The 16,153-nt window shown below is 70.4% G+C and carries 21 protein-coding genes; 10 read left to right on the forward strand and 11 right to left on the reverse strand.

Annotated features, from left to right (window positions below):
- Position 1: 1 nt before the first annotated feature.
- From VA596_RS04825 to VA596_RS04835, 3 genes are read left to right on the forward strand one after another with little or no spacing between them, the layout of a single operon-like run.
- Positions 2-1,069, forward strand: a complete 1,068-nt coding sequence (locus VA596_RS04825; RefSeq protein WP_323324007.1) for a ricin-type beta-trefoil lectin domain protein — start codon at positions 2-4, stop codon at positions 1,067-1,069.
- Positions 1,066-2,928: a ricin-type beta-trefoil lectin domain protein gene (locus tag VA596_RS04830; protein WP_323324009.1), complete on the forward strand. Its 1,863-nt coding sequence runs from the start codon at positions 1,066-1,068 to the stop codon at positions 2,926-2,928. The genes VA596_RS04825 and VA596_RS04830 overlap by 4 nt, the downstream gene beginning before the upstream one ends.
- A complete protein-coding gene (locus VA596_RS04835) occupies positions 2,925-4,289 on the forward strand; it encodes a ricin-type beta-trefoil lectin domain protein (RefSeq protein WP_323324011.1) in 1,365 nt (454 codons plus the stop codon). Before VA596_RS04830 ends, VA596_RS04835 begins: the two co-directional genes overlap by 4 nt.
- A gap of 56 nt (positions 4,290-4,345) precedes the next feature.
- Here VA596_RS04835 and VA596_RS04840 read toward each other — a convergent pair whose 3' ends face one another.
- Complete coding sequence (locus VA596_RS04840) at positions 4,346-4,681, reverse strand: hypothetical protein (protein ID WP_323324013.1); 336 nt, start codon at positions 4,679-4,681, stop codon at positions 4,346-4,348.
- A gap of 180 nt (positions 4,682-4,861) precedes the next feature.
- Positions 4,862-5,584, reverse strand: coding sequence for a GntR family transcriptional regulator (locus tag VA596_RS04845; protein ID WP_323325651.1), 723 nt, complete (start codon positions 5,582-5,584; stop codon positions 4,862-4,864).
- A 117-nt stretch (positions 5,585-5,701) separates the two neighbouring features.
- Between VA596_RS04845 and VA596_RS04850 the strand changes: the two genes are divergently transcribed.
- The 5 genes from VA596_RS04850 to VA596_RS04870 are packed head-to-tail and all read left to right on the forward strand — an operon-like array spanning position 5,702 to position 9,973.
- Positions 5,702-6,943: an MFS transporter gene (locus VA596_RS04850; RefSeq protein ID WP_323324015.1), complete on the forward strand. Its 1,242-nt coding sequence runs from the start codon at positions 5,702-5,704 to the stop codon at positions 6,941-6,943.
- Positions 6,944-6,953: 10 nt separating this feature from the next.
- On the forward strand, positions 6,954-7,748 hold the full coding sequence (locus VA596_RS04855; protein ID WP_323324017.1) for a putative hydro-lyase: 795 nt from the start codon (positions 6,954-6,956) through the stop codon (positions 7,746-7,748).
- Between the two features lies 1 nt (position 7,749).
- On the forward strand, positions 7,750-8,502 hold the full coding sequence (locus tag VA596_RS04860) for a LamB/YcsF family protein (protein ID WP_323324019.1): 753 nt from the start codon (positions 7,750-7,752) through the stop codon (positions 8,500-8,502).
- Positions 8,499-9,107 carry a 5-oxoprolinase subunit B family protein gene (locus VA596_RS04865; RefSeq protein ID WP_323324021.1) on the forward strand — a complete coding sequence of 203 codons (609 nt, stop codon included), beginning with the start codon at positions 8,499-8,501 and terminating at the stop codon, positions 9,105-9,107. Before VA596_RS04860 ends, VA596_RS04865 begins: the two co-directional genes overlap by 4 nt.
- Positions 9,104-9,973, forward strand: a complete 870-nt coding sequence (locus tag VA596_RS04870; protein WP_323324023.1) for a 5-oxoprolinase subunit C family protein — start codon at positions 9,104-9,106, stop codon at positions 9,971-9,973. The genes VA596_RS04865 and VA596_RS04870 overlap by 4 nt, the downstream gene beginning before the upstream one ends.
- Here VA596_RS04870 and VA596_RS04875 read toward each other — a convergent pair.
- Both VA596_RS04875 and VA596_RS04880 read right to left on the reverse strand, forming a co-directional pair.
- Positions 9,926-10,120 (reverse strand): hypothetical protein, encoded by a 195-nt coding sequence (locus VA596_RS04875; RefSeq protein ID WP_323324025.1) that lies wholly within the window; start codon positions 10,118-10,120, stop codon positions 9,926-9,928. The two genes, VA596_RS04870 and VA596_RS04875, sit on opposite strands and share 48 nt — an antisense overlap.
- On the reverse strand, positions 10,113-10,469 hold the full coding sequence (locus VA596_RS04880) for a hypothetical protein (protein WP_323324027.1): 357 nt from the start codon (positions 10,467-10,469) through the stop codon (positions 10,113-10,115). Before VA596_RS04880 ends, VA596_RS04875 begins: the two co-directional genes overlap by 8 nt.
- 90 nt (positions 10,470-10,559) lie before the next feature.
- On the opposite strand from VA596_RS04880, the gene VA596_RS04885 reads away from it, so the two are divergent.
- Entirely contained in the window at positions 10,560-11,138 is a 579-nt protein-coding gene (locus tag VA596_RS04885; RefSeq protein WP_323324029.1) for an ArsR/SmtB family transcription factor, read from the forward strand.
- Here VA596_RS04885 and VA596_RS04890 read toward each other — a convergent pair.
- The 5 genes from VA596_RS04890 to VA596_RS04910 form a co-directional block, all read right to left on the reverse strand.
- A complete protein-coding gene (locus tag VA596_RS04890) occupies positions 11,135-11,761 on the reverse strand; it encodes an alpha-ketoglutarate-dependent dioxygenase AlkB family protein (RefSeq protein ID WP_323324031.1) in 627 nt (208 codons plus the stop codon). The two genes, VA596_RS04885 and VA596_RS04890, sit on opposite strands and share 4 nt — an antisense overlap.
- Before the next feature lie 176 nt (positions 11,762-11,937).
- Entirely contained in the window at positions 11,938-12,996 is a 1,059-nt protein-coding gene (locus VA596_RS04895; RefSeq protein WP_323324033.1) for a zinc-binding dehydrogenase, read from the reverse strand.
- A 46-nt stretch (positions 12,997-13,042) separates the two neighbouring features.
- On the reverse strand, positions 13,043-13,387 hold the full coding sequence (locus tag VA596_RS04900) for a transcriptional regulator (protein WP_323324035.1): 345 nt from the start codon (positions 13,385-13,387) through the stop codon (positions 13,043-13,045).
- Positions 13,388-13,460: 73 nt separating this feature from the next.
- Positions 13,461-13,712, reverse strand: a complete 252-nt coding sequence (locus tag VA596_RS04905) for a hypothetical protein (protein ID WP_323324036.1) — start codon at positions 13,710-13,712, stop codon at positions 13,461-13,463.
- The gene (locus VA596_RS04910) at positions 13,709-14,293 is read right to left on the reverse strand and encodes an LLM class flavin-dependent oxidoreductase (protein WP_323324038.1); all 585 of its coding nucleotides are present in this window, start codon (positions 14,291-14,293) and stop codon (positions 13,709-13,711) included. Before VA596_RS04910 ends, VA596_RS04905 begins: the two co-directional genes overlap by 4 nt.
- A 154-nt stretch (positions 14,294-14,447) precedes the next feature.
- On the opposite strand from VA596_RS04910, the gene VA596_RS04915 reads away from it, so the two are divergent.
- Positions 14,448-14,960 carry a hypothetical protein gene (locus VA596_RS04915; protein ID WP_323324039.1) on the forward strand — a complete coding sequence of 171 codons (513 nt, stop codon included), beginning with the start codon at positions 14,448-14,450 and terminating at the stop codon, positions 14,958-14,960.
- Here the strand turns inward: VA596_RS04915 and VA596_RS04920 are convergent.
- A complete protein-coding gene (locus VA596_RS04920) occupies positions 14,957-15,640 on the reverse strand; it encodes a metal-dependent transcriptional regulator (protein ID WP_323324041.1) in 684 nt (227 codons plus the stop codon). The genes VA596_RS04915 and VA596_RS04920 overlap by 4 nt on opposite strands.
- A gap of 39 nt (positions 15,641-15,679) precedes the next feature.
- Positions 15,680-16,120, reverse strand: coding sequence for a GNAT family N-acetyltransferase (locus VA596_RS04925; RefSeq protein WP_323324043.1), 441 nt, complete (start codon positions 16,118-16,120; stop codon positions 15,680-15,682).
- Positions 16,121-16,153: the final 33 nt, after the last annotated feature.

Here is a 16,153-nt window from a genome sequence, read left to right on the forward strand (position 1 = left end):
AGTGCGGAAAAAGCTCCTCGAGCTCTTGGGCGGTGCCCTGATAGCGCTTACCTGCCTGACGACGGGGCCGGCCCAGGCCGCTCCCGAAGCCGGGCCGTCGGCGAGCCAGCTGCTCGCGAAGACGACGTCGTGCCAGCAGATCTCGAACGGCAAGTACTCCTTCGACGAAGGCGGCGCGGCCACCGTGCCCGTCTGCCAGGCCAACGGCGCGGTCTTCTTCAAGGCCGACATGGACATCGACTGCGACGGTGTCCGCACCTCCCAGTGCAACGAGCAGACCGACTGCTGCTTCTACCCCGACACCGCTTTCCACACGTCGACCGACCAGCCGTTGAACGCGGCGCAGCTGCCCTACATCGTGCTGCCGCAGCCGACGTCCACATGGGACTACCGCAACTACGGCATCGACGGCGGCTCGGTCGTGGCGGTGATCTACAACAACCAGGTCACCTACGCCGTGGTCGGCGACACCGGCCCGACCAGCATCATCGGTGAGGCGTCCTACGCCACCGCGGTCAACCTCGGCATCAACCCCAACCCGAGCAACGGCGGCACCGAGGGTCCGGTGACGTACATCGTGTTCCCGAACACGCACGTCAACCCGATCGAGAACCACAACAACGCCACCAGCCTCGGTGAGCAGGTCGCCACGCAGTTCGCCGGCGGCACCACCACCCCGCCGCCCGCCGGTGGCGGGCAGATCACCGGTGTCGGCGGCAAGTGCGTCGACGTCAACGCGGCCAGCAGCACCAACGGCACCGCCGTCCAGCTCTACGACTGCAACGGCACCACCGCTCAACAGTGGACGGTCGGTTCGGACGGCACGATCCGCGCGCTCGGCAAGTGCCTCGACGTCACCAGCGCGGGCACCGCGAACGGCACCACCGTGCAGTTGTGGGACTGCAACGGATCCGCCGCCCAGAAGTGGTCGGCCAACGGATCGCAGAACCTCGTGAACGCCGGCTCGGGCAAGTGCCTCGACGCCACCGGCAACTCGAGTGCCAACGGCACCCGGCTCCAGATCTGGACCTGCGGGTCCGGCGCGAACCAGAAGTGGACGCTGCCATGATAAAACGCTCTCTGCTCTCCATGCTCGGCGTCGCCGCACTCGCCGCCGCCACCTTCGCCGTGCCCGCGCAGGCCGCGGGCGAGACCGTGAACGTCTGGCTCACCACGACCGACGACGCCAAGGGCGTCAACGTCACCCGCGGCCTGCAGCAGCAGACGCCGGTCAGCTTCGCCGCGGGCACCGGCACCGGCGGCCAGACCATCAACGTCAACGAAAACACGACGTACCAGCAGTTCGAGGGCGCCGGCGCGTCGTTCACCGACTCCGCCGCGTGGCTGCTCAACTCGAGCAACCTGCTCAGCGCCAGCACCCGCAACTCGGTGATGCAGAAGCTGTTCGACCCCAACGCGGGCATCGGCATCAGCTTCCTGCGCAACCCGATCGGCGCGTCGGACATCGCGCGGTACAGCTACACGTTCGACGACGTGCCCGCCGGGCAGACCGACCCGAACCTGACGAAGTTCTCCATCGCGCACGACCAGACAGACGTCCTGCCGCTGACCAAGCAGGCGCTGCAGCTCAACCCGCAGCTGAAGGTCATGGCGTCGCCGTGGAGCGCGCCGCCGTGGATGAAGGACAACGACAGCTACCTGCTCGGCTGGGTCGAGTCGCAGTTCTACCCGGCCTACGCGCAGTACTTCGTCAAGTACGTCCAGGCCTACCAGGCCGCGGGCGTGCCGATCAGCTACCTGACCGTCCAGAACGAACCGACGTGCTGCGCGAGCTACCCGTCGACCAACTGGAACGGCGCGGGACTGGCCTACTTCACCAAGACCAACCTGCTGCCCGCGCTGCACAGCGCCGGACTGTCCACAAAGGTCCTCGCGCTCGACTGGAACTGGGACCAGTACCAGTCGTTCGCGGCGCCGACGATGGACGACGCGGCCATCCGCAATGACCCGAACTTCGGTGGCATGGCGTGGCACGGGTACGGCGGCAACGTCTCGCAGCAGACGACCGTGCACAACCAGTACCCGACCGTCAACGCGTACTCGACCGAGCACTCGGGCGGCACCTGGGTGTCGAACCAGCAGGCCGAGGACATGACCAACATCGTCGACTACACGCGCAACTGGAGCCGCACGGTCACCAAGTGGAGCCTGGCGATGGACCAGGCGCACAACCCGCACAACGGCGGCTGTGACACGTGCACCGGCCTGGTGACCGTCCACAACGGAGACGGCCGCAACGGCCAGGTCGACTACACGGTCGAGTACTACACGATGGGCCACCTGACGAAGTTCGTGAAGCCGGGCGCGGTCCGGATCGACTCGAACGACAACTCGACGGTCCGCAACGTCGCCTGGAAGAACCCGGACGGCTCGAAGGCGCTGATCGCGTACAACACCAGCACCGGCACCCAGAGCGTGCGGGTGAACTGGGGCAACTCGTCGTTCACCTACAGCCTGCCCGGCCACACGTCGGCGACGTTCACCTGGGCCGGCAACCAGGGCACGGGCGGCGGTGGCGGCGGCAAGACCGGCGCGATCACCGGCCTCGGCGGCAAGTGCCTCGACGTCGCGAACGCCAGCAGCGCGAACGGCGCCGCGGTCCAGCTCTACGACTGCAACGGCTCGAGCGCCCAGCAGTGGACGGTCGGCACCGACGGCACGATCCGCGCACTGGGCAAGTGCCTCGACGTCACCGGACAGTCCACAGCGGACGGTGCCCAGCTGCAGCTGTGGGACTGCGGTGGGACGGCCAACCAGGCCTGGGCGGCAACGGCGGCCAAGGACATCGTCGGGTCGGCGTCGAACAAGTGCCTCGACGCGACCGGCAACTCCAGCGCGAACGGCACCCGGCTGCAGATCTGGACGTGCACCGGTGCCGCCAACCAGAAGTGGAACGTGCCCGCATGAAAAAACTGGCAGCATTCGGCGCTCTCGTAGCCGCGGCATCGGCCCTGGTGCTCGCCCCGGGAGTCGCGCAGGCGGCGACCGGGCCGATCACCGGCATCGCCGGCAAGTGCGTCGACGTCAACGCGGCGAGCACCGCGAACGGCACGGCCATCCAGCTGTACGACTGCAACGGCTCGAACGCTCAACAGTGGACAGTCGGCAGCGACGGATCCCTGCAGGCACTGGGCAAATGCCTCGACGTCACCAGCGCGGGCACGGCGAACGGCGCGTTGATCCAGCTCTGGGACTGCAACGGCTCCAACGCCCAGAAGTGGACGGCCAACGCGGCGAAGAACCTCGTCAACACCGGGTCGGGCAAGTGCCTCGACGCCACCGGCAACTCGAGCGCGAACGGCACCCGGCTGCAGATCTGGACGTGCGCCACCAGCGCCAACCAGCAGTGGACGCTCCCGAGCGGCGGCACCACCCCGCCGCCGACCGGGCCGGGCGTGATGGCCGTCGCGCCGTACCTCTACAACGGCTGGGGCAACCCGCCGAGCCCGGCGACGATCCAGAACGCCACCGGCGTCAAGTGGTTCACGCTGGCGTTCGTGCTGTCCAACGGCTACTGCAACCCGCAGTGGGACGGCGGGCGCGCACTGACCGGCGGCGTCGACCAGAACACCATCAACACCGTGCGGGCGGGCGGCGGCGACGTCATCCCGTCGTTCGGCGGCTACTCCGGCAACAAGCTGGAGTCGTCGTGCGGCAGCGCGGGTGAGCTGGCGGCGGCGTACCAGAAGGTGATCAGCGCGTACGGCCTCAAGGCGATCGACATCGACATCGAAGCCGACGCCTACAGCAACCCGACCGTGCAGCAGCGCACGGTCGACGCGCTGAAGACGATCCGGGCGAACAACGCCGGCATCAAGCTGTACGTCACGTTCGGCACCGGGCAGTCGGGACCGGACAACAGCCTGGTCAACCGAGCGGCGCAGTCCGGGCTCACGGTCGACGGCTGGGTCATCATGCCGTTCGACTTCGGCGGGACCGGCCAGAACATGGGCACGCTCACGCAGCGCGCGGCCGAGGGCCTCAAGAACGTCGTCAAGTCGGCTTACGGCTACGACGACGACACGGCCTACCGGCACATGGGCATCTCGTCGATGAACGGCATCACGGACAACAGCGAGACGGTCACGCTCAACGACTTCAACACCATCCTGGCCTACGCGAACACGCACCACCTGGCCCGGTTGACGTTCTGGTCCGCGAACCGCGACCGCCCGTGCCCCGGGGCGTACCCGAACGACGACACGTGTTCGGGCGTTTCCCAGCAGGCATGGGACTTCACGAGGATCTTCGCCCGCTACGCCGGCTAAGTCCCGAAAGTCCGTGAAGGCCACATTGAGGGACTCAGAGTCCCTCAATGTGGCCTTCACGGCTTTTCCGCCTCCACGTCCAGGGTTTCGCGGACGAACCGCCAGAACTGGGGCACGGCGTCGGAGTCCGAGGCACCGGAGGAGGGCGAGCGGACGACGACCACCTCGATCGGCCGGCCGTCCGGCACCGGCCGGGACGTGACGACCAGGTCGTGCATCGACGTGAGCGCGACCAGGTGCCGGTCACCGCCGCGGGCCAGGACGCTGCTGACGATGTCCGTCATCGGGCGGAACTCCGCGTGCTCCGCGGCCAGCTCGTGGAACCAGGTGGCGATTTCGGCCCACGGGACCGCGTCGAAGCGGTCGGTCCACGCTCGCGAGTTCATCCGCATGGGTCCCAGAGTGCCGTCCGGAGCTGCCGGGGGTGGCCCTGGGGGGTAACCACGCCCCGGCAGCCGGGTCTCGGCCACCGCTGGGGGTTCCGGCGGCGAAACCGCGATGAGGTTATCCAGGCGCCATCGGCTCCGGCGGGGGCTCGGCCCGTCCGGACGGCAAGCCTGCCCGTTCGGCCATCACTCGACGGCGATCGCCGCCCGGGCCGCCGCCGCGCGTTCGGCGTACGCGCCGACCAGCTGCTCTTCCGCGTCTTCCAGGTACTTCATCAGCAGCTGCTCCGCGCCCAGGCCGTCCCCGGCCTCGACCCGGTCCAGGATCTCGTGGTTGCGCGGCAGGTAGCGCTCGTGGAACCGGCGCGGCTCGGCCATGATGTGGAACACCAGCCGCAGCTCGGCGATGAGCCTGCTGACCAGCTCGTTGACGCGCTCGCTGCCCGACAGCGCGGCCAGCTCCTGGTGGAACCAGACGTTCGCGGTGCCGAGGTCCTTCCAGTTCCCCGTGCGCGCGGCCTCGTCACCGATCTCGACCTTCTCGCGGATCTTCGGGAAGGACGCGGGCTTGGCCGTCACCCCGCGGACGGCGGCGCACTCGATGATCTTGCGCACCCGGTAGATGTCGACGACGTCCTCGACGCTCGGGATCCGCACGAAGACCCCGCGGTTGAGCTCGTGGGCGAGCAGCCGCTCGTGCGTGAGCAGCCGGAACGCCTCCCGCAGGGTGTTGCGCGAGACGCCGAGCGCGTTGCCGATGTCCTGCTCCGACAGCCGCCCGCCGGGCAGGAAGAAGCCCTCCGCGATGCGCTTGCGCAGCACGCCGGCCACCCGCTCGGCCGTGCTCTTGCGGCTGACGAGGCCGCGATCGGCCTCCAGGCCCGGGACGTCTCTGTCTTCGATGACCACGGCGACGATGGTACCCGTCACACTGAGGACGATCCAATTGCCGTCTTGTGGAATTGTTGAACAATCCTTACTGTGTGAGGCACGCCACGATGAGACACTGGCCAGGAGGTGCCCGACATGACTGCCACAGCAACCGAGGCCCGGCCGTTCGATTGGTTCCGCACGCTGGGGAAACGCGGCCAACGCGCGTTCGCCGGCGCGTTCGGCGGGTACGGCCTGGACTCGTTCGACTACCAGACCCTGCCCCTCGGCCTCGCCGCGATCACCGCGTACTTCGGCATATCGAGCGGTGAAGCCGGCCTGCTCGGCACGACGACGCTGGTCGTGTCGGCCGTCGGCGGCATCGGCGCCGGCATGCTGGCCGACCGCATCGGCCGCGTCCGCACGCTCCAGATCACCATCGCGATGTACACGGTCTTCACCGTGCTCTGCGGGTTCGCGCCCAACTTCGAGACGCTGCTGATCTTCCGCGCCCTGCAGGGCTTGGGCTTCGGTGGTGAGTGGGCGGCCGGCGCGGCGCTGGTCGCGGAGTACTCCTCGGCGCGCTACCGCGGCCGGACCGTGGCGTTCGTGCAGAGCGCGTGGGCGGTCGGCTGGGGCCTGTCGGTGATCGTCTACACCGTCGTCTTCAGCCTCGCGAGCCCCGATCTGGCCTGGCGCATCATGTTCTGGACCGGCGTCATCCCGGCGCTGCTGGTGCTCTGGGTCCGCAAGAGCGTCAAGGACGCGCCCCGCGCCGAGGAACGGCTGAAGACCGAGCGCGTCAAGGGCACGCTGGCCAAGATCTTCCACCGCGACCTCCTGCGCACGACGTTCTTCGCCGCGCTGCTCGCCACCGGCGTCCAGGGCGGGTACTACACGATCTCGACCTGGCTGCCGTCGTACCTGAAGAAGACGCGCGAGCTGACCGTGATCGGCACCGGCGGCTACCTCGCGTTCCTCATCACCGGGGCCTTCGTCGGGTACGTCTGCGGCGGCTACCTGACGGACCTGATGGGGCGCAAGAAGACCTTCCTGACGTTCGCGATCCTGTCGGCCGGGCTGATCGTCGCGTACACCCAGATCCCCAAGGGCGCCAACGGTCTCGTGCTGGTGCTCGGCTTCCCGCTCGGCTTCTCGATGTCCGCGATCTTCAGCGGCTTCGGCGCGTACCTCGCCGAGCTGTACCCGACGGCCCTGCGCGGCACCGGCCAGGGCTTCACCTACAACTTCGGCCGCGCGGTCGGCGCGATCTTCCCGACCGTCGTGGGTTTCCTCGGCGCGGGCGGCGCGATCGTGTTCGGCGCCATCGGGTACGCCATCGCCGCGCTGGCCCTGCTCGGCCTGCCCGAAACCCGAGGGATCGAACTCGTTGACTGAGGGGGAACTCATGACGACCTTCGACCAGCCCGCCACTTTCACGCCGGAGCAGGCACGTTCCGTCTTCCGGCGTGGCACGGCCCGCCCCACCACCGGCTGGGCCGGCGGCTTCACCCAGACCAACCTGATCGCCGTGCCCGAGGACTGGGCCTACGACGTCCTGCTGTTCTGCACCCGCAACCCGCAGGCGTGCCCGCTGCTCGACGTCACCGACCCCGGCGACCCGGGCACGCGGCTCGCCGAGGGCGCGGACCTGCGCACCGACCTGCCGCGCTACCGGATCTGGCAGAACGGCGTGCTCGCCGGCGAAGTCTCCGACGCGACCGGGCTGTGGCGCAGCGACATGGTCGCCTTCTCCATCGGCTGCAGCTTCACGTTCGAGACGGCGCTGGCCGCCGAGGGCGTCCCGCTGCGGCACGTCGAGCAGGGCCGCAACGTCGCGATGTACGTGACCAACCGGCCGTGCGAGCCGGCCGGGCGGCTGTTCGGCCCGCTCGTGGTGTCGATGCGGCAGATCCCGGAGGACCGCGTCGACGACGCCATCCGGATCACCCGCGCGATGCCGTCCGTGCACGGCGCGCCGGTGCACATCGGCGACCCGCGTGCCCTCGGCATCGAGGACCTTTCCCGGCCGGACTTCGGTGATCCGGTGGACGCGGCCGACGGTGACGTCCCGGTGTTCTGGGCCTGCGGGGTCACCCCGCAGGCGGCGCTGATGGCGTCACGGCCGCCGTACGCGATCACGCACGCGCCGGGGTACATGTTCATCACCGACCGCCACGACAGCGAATACCGGGTGGGCTGAAATGGATCTGAACAGCGACCTCGGCGAGGGGTTCGGCGCCTGGAAGATGGGCGACGACGAAGCCGTGCTCGACATCGTCACCAGCGCGAACGTCGCCTGCGGCTTCCACGCCGGCGACCCGTCGGTGATGCGGCACGTGTGCGAGCTGGCGGCCGATCGCGACGTCGCGATCGGCGCGCACGTCGGGTACCACGACCTGGCCGGGTTCGGCAGGCGCGCGCTCGACATCGCGCCGGAGGACCTGGCGAACGAGGTGCTGTACCAGATCGGTGCCCTCGACGCGTTCGCCCGCGCGGCCGGCAGCCGCGTGACGTACGTGAAGCCGCACGGCGCGTTGTACAACACGGCGGCGGCCGACCCGGAGCAGGCCGCGGCGATCGTCGAGGGCCTGCGCCGGTACGACCCGGCGCTCGCGCTGCTCTGCCTGCCGGACTCGGAAATGCAGCGGGAGGCGGAAAAGGCCGGGGTGGTGGCGTACGCGGAGGCGTTCGCCGACCGGGCCTACACCGCGGAAGGCCGCCTGGTGTCGCGCAAGCAGCCCGGCGCGGTCCTGCACGAGCCGGACGCGGTCGCCGAACGCGCGGTCGCGATGGCGACCGGCGGCGGGGTCGTCACGGCCGACGGCGGCAAGCTCGACCTGCGCCCGGACTCCCTGTGCGTGCACGGGGACACCCCGGGCGCGGTGGAGCTGGCCCGGCGGATCCGCGACGGCCTGGCCGACGCCGGTGTCCCGCTCGCCGCGTTCACCGGATGACCGTCCGGCTGCTGCCCTGCGGACGTCACGCGGTGCTCGTGGAGGTGGCCGACGTCCTGGGCTATCAGGCTGCGCTGGCGCAGGCGCCGCTTCTTGGTGTCGAGGAGCTGGTCCCGGCCGCCCGGACCTTGCTGGTCCGCTTCGACCCGGCGGTGACTTCCGTTGATCGGTTGGGCGACCTGCTGCGCCGAGTGTCTCCTGTGGACAGTCAGGTCGCTTCGGCCGCCGAGGTCGTCATTCCGGTGGTGTACGACGGCGAGGACCTGGCGGAGGTCGCGTCCGAGGCCGGGCTGTCGGCAGCGGAGGTCGTGGCCCGGCACACCGCGGGCTCGTACGTCTCGGCGTTCTGCGGCTTCGCACCGGGGTTCGCCTATCTGTCCGGTTTGGACACCCGGCTGCACGTGTCCCGCCGGTCGTCGCCCCGCACGCGGATCCCGGTGGGTTCGGTGGCGATCGCGGGTGAGTACAGCGCGGTGTACCCGAGCGCGTCGCCGGGCGGCTGGCAGCTGCTCGGGCGCACCGAGATCCCGGTGTGGGACGTCGAACGCGACCCGCCGAACCTGCTGCCGCCGGGGACGCGGGTCCGGTTCCGGGAGGTTTCGTGAAGCTCGAGATCCTCCGGCCCGGGTTCGCCACGACCGTGCAGGACCTCGGCCGTCCCGGGCACGCCGCACTCGGCGTCGGACGTTCCGGCGCCGCCGACCGCGGTTCGTTCCGGCTGGCCAACCGGCTCGTCGGCAACCCCTCGGGCGCCGCGGGCCTGGAAGTCACGCTCGGCGGCCTGGTGCTGCGCGCGTCGGCGGTGACGACGGTGGCGGTGACCGGCGCGGACTGCCCGTTGTCGAAGGGCGGCTTGAACGGGCCGATCACGCTGTGGCCGGGCGAGGAACTGGCGCTCGGCATGGCGTCGACCGGACTGCGGTGTTACGTCGCGGTCCGCGGCGGCATCGACGTTCCGCCGGTGCTGGGTTCGCGTTCGACGGACACCCTCGGCAAGCTCGGCCCGCCACCACTCGCCGCGGGAATGCTGCTGCCGATCGGGTCTCCGCCACTCGGGTTCCCGGTGGTCGATCTCGCGCCGCGCGCGGCTCTCCCCGCGTCGCCGATCCTGCGCGTGACACCGGGACCGCGTCGCGACTGGTTCACCGACCCGTCCCGGCTTCTGTCCACTGTGTACACCGTCTCGCCGGACTCGGACCGCGTCGGCATCCGGTTGGCCGGCCCGCCTCTGGAGCGCGCCCGCCACGACGAACTGCCGTCGGAGCCGTGTGTGCCCGGTTCGCTGCAGGTACCGCCGTCGGGCCGCCCGATCCTGTTCCACGCCGACCACCCGACCACGGGCGGCTACCCGGTGATCGCCGTCGTCGACGAGGAAGACCTGGACGTCGCCGCCCAGCTGCGGCCCGGTCAGACGCTGCGCTTCTCACGACCAGCCGCGGCAGGCCAGCAGGGTCGCGGCGACCCCCAGTAGCGCCGCGACCGCCGGCGTCCACCACCGCGCGCGGACCGCGGTGCGCAGCGGGCCCGGCTCGGACAGGCGCTCGGCCAGGTAGGCGTCGAAGGCCTCCGCGACCTGGTCGTCGATCTCGTCGCGCAGCCGCGGGCTCAGCTCAGACATGCGCCGGCACCGCCGGCCGTGGCAGCGCCACCGAGAGGCACGCCAGCGCCAGCGGCACCTCCAACCCGGCCAAGAGCAGCGAAAACACGACGTCGTCGCCGGCCGTGACGACGTCGAACCAGGCGTCGGTCAGCAGGAGCGTGGCCGTGCCGATCGCGGCGAACGGCATCCGCGGATCGCCGCGGCCGAGCAGCCAGGCCGTCACGAGCAGGCCGAGCGCCTCCGCCGCGTCGAAGCCCGTCCACGCCAGGCGCCAGTGCTGCGCCGGATAGACGTCCGGCAGCGTCATCCCCAGTACCGCGATCCACGGCAGCAGGCACAACCCCGCCGCCCAGAAGACCTTCCGCATCGTCGACTCCCCGAAGACTCGTACCCCTGGAACCCAAGGTAGCCGAATGCAGAGATTCTTTGCAAACAGTCTCTGTAGTACGCTCGGGCCATGGTCGAACGTCCCGAACGGCGCGTCCTCACCGGCGCGGATCTCAAGGCCTTCTACAAGGCCCTGGCCAACCCGGTGCGCCGCGACATCCTGTCCTACCTGGGCGAACACGGCGAGGCGAACTCGACGAGCGTCGCGAAGGCGCTTGGCGAGAGCACCGGCACGACCAGCTACCACCTCCGCAAGCTCGCCGATCTGGACCTGATCGCGGAGATCGAAGCGCGCTCCAACGGGCGTGAACGCTGGTGGAAGTCGCTGATGAAGGACATCTACACCCCACCGGGCCTGGAGCTGACCCCGGACGAACGCGAGGCGGCGATCAAGCTCGGCGCCCTCAAGATGAGCCACGACCTGGGACTGGTGACGCGCGCGTACGCCGGCTACGACAGTTCGGCGGGCTGGAACCAGATCTACCGCTCCGGCCTGCACCTGACGAAGGAGCAGGTCGCGTCCTTCGTCGAGGAGTACCAGAACCTGCTCTGGAAGTACGTCACGGAACCGGGAAAGCACCCGGCCGGCTCCCGCGCGATGGCCGTCCGCCTGGTCGTGGTGCCGGAAGCGGAGTCCACAGAGGACTAGAGCCCGGACACCCGCAGCGTGATGTTCAGCCGGCCGGTCAGCCCCAGCGCCGGGTCCGCCGTGCCCGGCAGCGTCTTCGGCACCCCGTGGTACGCCAGCCGCGACGGGCCGCCGAAGACGAACAGGTCGCCCGAGTGCAGCTCGACGTCGGTGTACGGGCGGCCGCGGGTCTGCGTGTTGCCGAAGCGGAAGACGCACGTGTCGCCGAGGCTGAGCGACACCACCGGATCCAGGCTCCGCTCGTCCTTGTCCTGGTGCAGGCCCATCTTCGCGACGGCGTCGTAGAAGTTGACCAGCGCGATGTCCGGCGCGTAGCCGTCGGCCGGTTCGCCGTACGCGTCCGCCAGCGCGCGGCGGCCGAGGTCGCCGAGCCAGCCGGGGAACGGCAGCACCGGCGTGCCCTCGCCGGTCGTGCGCGAGTAGCCGTAGGCGTACCAGTGCCAGCCGAGGCAGACGGACTTCACCGACATCACGCCGCCGTTCGGCAGCCGGGTGTGGTGGTAGCCGGACCACCCGCGGCAGGCCGCGACGAGTTCGCGCTGCGCGTCGAAGTCGAGCCAGTCGGGCAGGTGCACCGCACCGGGCGCGAGCTCGGCCCGGGGGCGCGGCAGAAGGGCGTCCACTACGCCGATTGTGCCAGTGCAACGAGCCGCAGGAGACGTCCCAACGGAACGGCGGGGCGCTCCTGCGGCCGAATCCCCTCGCTCTGGACCGCCACGATTGGACGTTCTCACACCTGAATGTCACTTTGCCAGCGTGGATCAGCTACGAACCGATCACTTGACCACGGCGCCGCCGATCACTCACCGAACGTGACCACGGTGACGCCCGCCCGCGCCGGCACCGGGTCGTTCATCGCGGCCAGCGCGGCCGGGACGTCGGCGAGCCCGATCCGGGCGCCGATCAGCGCGGCCAGGTCGATCCCCGACGTCTCGACGACGCGCAGCAACTCCGGGTACTCGTGGGCCTGCAGGCCGTGGATCCCGACCAGCTCCAGCTCGCCGCCGACGACCCGGTGCATCGGGATCGGCGCGACGCCCTGCGCCGGCGGCATCAGCCCGGCCTGGACGTGCCGCCCGCGCTTGCGGAGGCTGCCCACCGAGGCCGCGCAGGTCGACGGCGAGCCGAGGCAGTCGAGCGAGACGTGCGTGCCGCCGCCGGTCAGCTCGCGCACGTGCGCGGCGACGGCCTCCGGGCCGTCGAACGCCGAGGCGTCGACGGTCAGCGCCGCCCCCGACTTCGCCGCGAGCTCCAGCGCGGCCGGCGAGACGTCGACCGCGACCACCTTCGCCCCGGCCGCGACGGCCAGCAGGACCGCGGAGATCCCGACCCCGCCGCAGCCGTACACCGACACCCACTGCCCGGCGGTGACCCGGCCCTGCCGCAGCACCCCGCGGAACGCCGTGCCGAACCGGCAGCCGAGCGCGGCCGCCTCGGCCGCGCCGAGCGAGTCCGGCAGGGCGACCAGGTTGACCTCGGCGTGCCCGATCGCGACGCGCTCGGCGAACGACCCCCAGTGCGTCGCGCCCGGCTGGAACTCGCGGTCGCAGATCTGCTGGTCACCGCGGGCGCACTGCTCGCACGTGCCGCAGGCGCAGACGAACGGCACGGTGACGCGCGCACCGAGCGACCAGCCGCGTACGCCCTCGCCGAGCGCGACGACGCGGCCGGCGAGCTCGTGCCCGGCGACGTGCGGCAGCGTCACCGCGGTGTCGTGCCCCTGCCACGTGTGCCAGTCGCTGCGGCACACCCCGGTGGCGTCGACCTCGATGACGGCCCCACCGGGCGGCGCGACCGGTTCCGGCACCTCCCGCACGACGGGCGGCACGCCGAACTCCTCCATGACCACAGCTCGCATGCCGCGAGCCTAGCCGCTCAACTGAGCGGTACAGCCGAAAATCCGCTCAGTTGAGCGGCGGCGGCTGCGGGTGGAAGCGCGTTCTCACCCGCGGTGGTCCGAGGAGCTTGCTGAGCGAGCCGTCGGGCACGTTCAGGATGTCCTCGAGGTTTCTCAGCGCCTCCAACGATTCCGCCCGCTCGGGACGGCACCGTCCGGACTGCCAGTGGCTGAGGGTGGCCAGGCTGACCGTGGTTCCCCTGCCGCGCAAGCGATAGCGGATCCGGTCGAGGCCGAGGCCACGCACCCGGATCGCCGCACGCAGTGCCACGGCGAAGGGCCCGGCGGCCAGCAGCCGGTCGAGCTCCGCCAGTTCCCCCCGGTCGATCGTGTGTGTTCGCTGACCGGTCATCACATCGCTCCGAAGCACTCCCGAATACGGAAAATTGGAGCGTAGGCCCGCCCCGGCAAGATCGGAAGAGCACTCACCCACCTGCGAACGCCCCGGAAGTCCTGACGTGGTCCGCGATCGCGGAGAAGGGCTCCGCGTAACCGGAGTTGGCAGTGACGTAGGAAATCCCCCACCGATCCCGCCAGCGGCTGAGCTTTTCCCTGGCACGGCCCGGATCCGACGGCAGCACGGTGACAGCGCCTGCCGCTACGAGGTCCGGGACGTCGAGCCCGGCGAACCGCGCGACCTGTGGTGAGGGCTCCTCGCCGACGGCGATCAGATTCACCCCAGCTCGATCTCCGGCAGCCGCGGCCCGGCGAGTCCTCGGAATCGATCCACAATGGACTGGGCCTGGTCCTCGGTGGTCGCCGGGTGCCAGGAGAAGGTGACGATGTCGGCTTCTTGCGCGGCGAGCGCCAGCATTTTCGGCCCGCTGGCCGAGAGCAGCAGCCGGGGGCGGTCGATCGATCGTTTGAGGTGCGCGATCGTTTCCGCCATCCGTGTGACGCGCTCACCCGGCGAGGGGAACTCCCGCCCGAGCGTGGCGGCGTGGGAGTCGGCATTCGGCCGCCCGGCGCCGAGCCCGAGCTCGAACCGCCCACCGGTCTGCCGGTGCAGCGTCTGCGCCTGCCAGTCGAGCGCCCGCGCGTCCCGGAACGGATCGGCGAGCACGTACGTACCGAGCGTGATCCGCCCGGTGACCGCGGCGGCCGCCCCGAGCAGCACGAAGGGATCGGCCCCGGCGACGGGATCGGTGGCGAGCAGCGTGTCGAAGCCGAGATCCTCGACCCGCCGGGCTTGAGCGGTCCAGGTGGCCAGGTCAGGCGAGTAACCGGCGACGAGACCGAAGCGGAAGTGAGCGGTCATGCGCCCATGGTCGGCGGAGCGAGGGTGTCCCCACATCCGCTCCAGGACGTCACCCGGGCGTACGCACCCCGACGTCAGGTCACCTTCCCGTAACGCACGCCCTGATCAACACGTCTCTGTGCGCAGTCACGGCCACAGAGAGCGAGACAGACAGATGACCGCCGAACCGAACCTGTTCCAGCCGCCACCGCCTGAACCGGTCCCGCAACCCGAACCCGTCTCGCAGCCCGCGCGCCGCAGCCGCAAGCCCCTCTTCGTCGTCCTCGGCGCCGCTGCCGCCACCGTGCTCGCCGTCGTGCTGATCATCGTCTTCACGACCGCCGGGCCGTCGTCGGTCCACGGCACGCTGTCCCTGCTGTGCGACCTGAAGTGCACCAAGGCCGCCGCCGACGGGTACGACGGCTACAGCGACCTGGGCAACGGCTCGCAGGTCACGCTCGTGGACGAGACCGGGCAGGTCGTGGCCACCACCGAGCTGCGCCGCAGCCCCGGTGAAGAGACGAAGATCGTCGACGGCGCGTGGGTGCGCACGTTCACCTTCACGTTCACCGACGTGCCGAGTGCCGACCGCTACGGCGTGCACGTCGGCAACAACAACCGCGGCACCCTCTGGAAGAGCGCGGACGAGACCGAGCGCGACGGCTTCAGCCTCACCATCGGTGGTTAGCGCAGCGTGACCGACAGGGCCTGCGCGATCTCCTTGCCGATCGCGTGGGTCGCCACCTCCGGCGGTGACCCCACCTTGACCACCATCGGGCCGCCGAACGGCTGGCGTTCCACGACCTCGATGCGTTCGCCCAGGTTGATCGCGTGTTCCGTCAGGTACCGCAGCAGCTCCGGGTCCGTGTCCCAGACCCGGACGATCTCACCGACCGCGCCCGGCTCCAGGTCGTCCAGGATGCGGACCTGCAGCTCCTCGACGCTGCCGTCCGCGGCCGGGATCGGGTCGCCGTGGGGGTCGCGGACCGGGTTGCCGAGCTTGGCCGCGATGCGCTCGACCAGCCGGTCCGACACCGCGTGCTCCAGCGCGTCCGCCTCCGCGTGGACCTCGTCCCAGGTGTAGCCGAGCTCGGAGACCAGGTACGTCTCGATCAGCCGGTGGCGGCGCAGCACCGACCGCGCGAGCAGCCGGCCGTCGGCCGTGAGCTCGATGCCGCGGTACGGCACGTGGGTGACCAGGCCGAGCTGGGACAGCTTCGTGACCATCCCCGACGCCGAGGACGGACTGACCTCCAGCCGTCCGGCGAGGGAGGTGTTCGTGACCGCCTCACCCCGCTCGACCAGGCCGTAGATCACCCGGACGTAGTCCTCGACCGACGAGGACCTCCGGACCGAACCATCTCCCATGCCGCATACGATACGGGGCGGCCTACTTTCTCGTGAAAGTCACGGCCGCCAGCGGTAGCGGATCCAGCCGGGCACGGGTTCCGCGCCGAGCTGGGCGTAGAACGCCTCGCCTTTCTCGTTGCCCGCCTGCATGTCCCACTCGACGCGCCCGCCGGTGCGGCGGGCCAGCTCGTCGAGCAGGGCGCCGCCGAGGCCGTGGCGCCGGTGCGCGGGACGCACGAACAGGTCGTCCAGCCAGATCCCCGGCTTGGCCTCCCAGGTGGAGAAGTTCCAGCTGCAGAAGGCGAAGCCGGCGACCGTGCCGGGCTCGTCGGGCGGGGTGGCGATCAGCACCCAGGCCTTCGGCCCCGGCCCGAACAGGTGCCCGCCCATCTCGGCGCGGTCCAGCTTGAGGTCGTGCTTGTCCTCGTAGACGGCGTGCTCCTCGATGAGCGCGCAGATCTCTTCGATGTCTTCGGCGACGGCGTCGCGGACGGGCATTGCGCCTCCCGTTTCTGTCGGTGGTGGTCGTTA

Origin of the sequence: Amycolatopsis heterodermiae (genome assembly GCF_034929455.1) — a bacterium.
GTDB lineage: Bacteria > Actinomycetota > Actinomycetes > Mycobacteriales > Pseudonocardiaceae > Amycolatopsis > Amycolatopsis heterodermiae.